Source organism: Streptomyces sp. 6N223 (assembly GCF_052246635.1).
Classification (GTDB): domain Bacteria; phylum Actinomycetota; class Actinomycetes; order Streptomycetales; family Streptomycetaceae; genus Streptomyces.
The window spans coordinates 1-3,062 of the sequence record NZ_JBQQCA010000129.1 but is presented as its reverse complement, the minus strand read 5'-3'; the positions used below and the strand labels follow the sequence as shown (position 1 = coordinate 3,062).

The 3,062-nt window shown below is 77.4% G+C and carries 4 protein-coding genes; all 4 read left to right on the top strand.

The genetic code is table 11. The features are described 5' to 3' along the window. The first annotated feature begins 89 nt into the window (after positions 1-89). Positions 90-383 (top strand): hypothetical protein, encoded by a 294-nt coding sequence (locus ACTWQH_RS32605; protein ID WP_443290427.1) that lies wholly within the window; start codon positions 90-92, stop codon positions 381-383. A gap of 31 nt (positions 384-414) precedes the next feature. Then, positions 415-1,275 (top strand): TatD family hydrolase, encoded by an 861-nt coding sequence (locus tag ACTWQH_RS32600; RefSeq protein WP_443290426.1) that lies wholly within the window; start codon positions 415-417, stop codon positions 1,273-1,275. Beyond that, positions 1,272-2,138: a 16S rRNA (adenine(1518)-N(6)/adenine(1519)-N(6))-dimethyltransferase RsmA gene (rsmA, locus tag ACTWQH_RS32595; protein WP_443290425.1), complete on the top strand. Its 867-nt coding sequence runs from the start codon at positions 1,272-1,274 to the stop codon at positions 2,136-2,138. The genes ACTWQH_RS32600 and rsmA overlap by 4 nt, the downstream gene beginning before the upstream one ends. A 19-nt stretch (positions 2,139-2,157) precedes the next feature. After that, positions 2,158-3,062 (top strand): 4-(cytidine 5'-diphospho)-2-C-methyl-D-erythritol kinase (locus tag ACTWQH_RS32590; RefSeq protein WP_443290428.1); only part of this gene is annotated, 905 nt, incomplete at its 3' end.

Sequence of the window (3,062 nt, the reverse complement as noted above, 5' to 3'; positions counted from 1 at the left end):
CCACCCCACCCCTCCCCGACCTCGGCCTAGACTGGTGCTGTCGCACACATATCCGGCAAATCGGCCCCACCTCCCGGAGGGGACCCGCGATGACCGACAGCACCCGCACCACCGTCCACGAGGACTACGCCTTCGCCTGCCTGAGCTGCGGCCACGGCTGGGAGCAGTCGTACGAGATCGAGCACCGCCCCGACCCCGCCGCCCCCCACGGCCCACCGCTCGTCCTCTACTACGCGGGCGGCCGCCGCGTCCGCTCCCCCCTCAGCCACCCGACCTGCCCCAACTGCGACGGCCACCGCCTCCGCGTCATCCGATCGGGCCTGGTCGCCGCGGCCCAGCGCGCCTGGGGCGCCATGGGGGTGGCGGGCGACCGCATGGCCTAGCCACCGCACGCGGGCCCCTAGGATCGACGCCATGCCCAAGTCCGCCAAGGCCAGGTCCCTGGAATCGGTGCCGCCCCCGCCGCCCCCGCCGCTGGCCGTGCCCGTCGCCGACTCCCACACCCACCTCGACATGCAGCAGGACCGGACGGGCGCCACCGTCAGGGAGGCCCTGGAGCGCGCCGCCGCCGTCGGCGTCACCCGCGTCGTGCAGATCGGCTGCGACCTGCCGCGCGCCCGCTGGGCCGCCGAGACCGCCGCGAAGCACGAGGCCGTGTGGGCCGCCGTCGCGCTCCACCCCAACGAGGCGGCCCGCCTGGCGCTGGAGCACGGCACCGACACCCTGGACGACCACCTCGCCGAGATCTTCGAGCTCGCCCGCCGCCCCGAGGTGAAGGCCATCGGCGAGACGGGCCTGGACTACTACCGCACCGGCCCGGAGGGCGTCGCCGCCCAGCAGTCGTCCTTCCGCGCGCACATCCGCCTCGCCAAGGAGCTCGACAAGACCCTCGTCATCCACGACCGCGACGCCCACGGCGACGTGCTGCGCGTCCTCGCCGAGGAGGGCGCCCCGCCCCGCACCGTCTTCCACTGCTTCTCCGGCGACGCGGACATGGCGGAGACGTGCGCCGCCGCCGGGTACTTCATGTCCTTCGCGGGCAACATCACCTTCTCCACCGCGCAGCCGCTGCGCGCCGCCCTGGCCGCCGCCCCGCCCGAGCTGCTGCTGGTGGAGACCGACGCCCCCTTCCTCACCCCGGCCCCCTTCCGCGGCCGCCCCAACGCCCCCTACCTCATCCCCGTCACGCTGCGCGCCATGGCCGAGGTCAAGGGCCTGCCCGAGGAGGAGCTGGCCCGCCACGTCGCCGACAACACCGCCAGGGCGTTCGCGTGACGGACACGGACAACGAACGCCTCCTGGGCCCGTCCGACGTCCGCGAGCTGGCCGCCGCGCTGCGCCTGACGCCCACCAAGCAGCTCGGCCAGAACTTCGTCATCGACGCCAACACCATCCGCCGCATCGCCCGCGCCGCCGAGATCGGCGAGGACGACACCGTCCTGGAGGTCGGCCCCGGCCTCGGCTCGCTCACCCTCGCCCTGCTGGCCCGCGCCGCGCACCTGACCGCCGTCGAGATCGACGACACCCTCGCCGCCGCCCTGCCCGCCACCGTCGCCGCCCGCATGCCCGAGCGCGCCGACCGCTTCACCCTCGTCCACGCCGACGCCCTCCGCCTGACCCCCGACGCGCTGCCCGGCCCGCCCCCGCGCGTCCTCGTCGCCAACCTCCCCTACAACGTCGCCGTCCCCGTGCTGCTCCACCTCCTGGCCGGCTTCCCCAGCCTCCAGCGCGCCCTGGTGATGGTCCAGTCCGAGGTCGCCGACCGCCTCGCCGCGCCGCCCGGCACCCGCACCTACGGCGTACCGTCCGTCAAGGCCGCCTGGTACGCCCACGCGCGCCGCGCCGGATCCGTCGGCCGGACCGTCTTCTGGCCCGCGCCGAACGTCGACTCCGGCCTCGTCGCCCTCACCCGCCGCGAGCCGCCCCGCACCACCGCCGCCCGCGAGGACGTCTTCGCCGTCGTGGACGCCGCCTTCGCCCAGCGTCGCAAGACGCTGCGCGCCGCCCTCGCCCCCTGGGCGGGCTCCCCGGCCGCCGCCGAGGCCGCCTGCGCCGCCGCCGGGGTCTCCCCGCAGGCCCGGGGCGAGACCCTCACCATCGAAGACTTCGCCCGCCTCGCCGAGGCCCGCCCGAGGTAGAAACATCGCCGTGAACGCCGTGAACCCCCGGAACGCCGTCACCGTCCGCGTCCCCGCCAAGGTCAACGTCCAGCTCGCCGTGGGCCCGCCCCGCCCCGACGGCTTCCACGACCTGGCCAACGTCTTCCTCGCCGTCGCCCTCCACGACCACGTCACCGCCACCCCGGCGGCCCCCGGCGCCGGCGTGAGCCTCACCTGTGAGGGGCCCGGCGCCGAGCAGGTCCCCCTCGACCGCACCAACCTGGCCGCCCGCGCCGCCGAGCTGCTCGCCGCCCACCACGGCCGCCCCGCCCCCGACGTCCGCCTCCACATCGCCAAGGACATCCCCGTCGCCGGCGGCATGGCGGGCGGCAGCGCCGACGCCGCCGGGGCGCTGCTGGCCTGCGACGCGCTGTGGGGCACCGCCACCCCGCCCGCCGCCCTCCACGAGCTCGCCGCCCGCCTCGGCTCCGACGTGCCGTTCTCCCTCCTCGGCGGCGCCGCCCTCGGCACCGGCCGCGGCGAACGCCTCACCCCGCTGCCCGTCACCGGCACCTTCCACTGGGTCTTCGCCCTCGCCGACGGCGGCCTGTCCACCCCGGCCGTCTACCGCGAGTGCGACCGCCTCCGCGAAGCGGCAGGCGAGGCGGGCCAGGCGGTCGCGGAGCCCCGCCCCGACCCCGCCGTCCTCGACGCCCTGCGCGCCGGCGACGCCGCCGCCCTCGCCGCCCGCCTCCCCGCCGCCAACGACCTCCAGCCCGCCGCCCTCTCCCTCCGCCCCGCCCTCGCCGACACCCTCGCCGCCGGACGCGCGGCGGGCGCCCTCGCGGGCCTGGTCTCCGGCTCCGGCCCCACCTGCGCCTTCCGCGCCCCCGGCGCCGCCACCGCCCGCGTCGTCGCCGAGCGCCTGGCCGCCTCCGGCACCTGCCGCGCCGCCCGCACCAC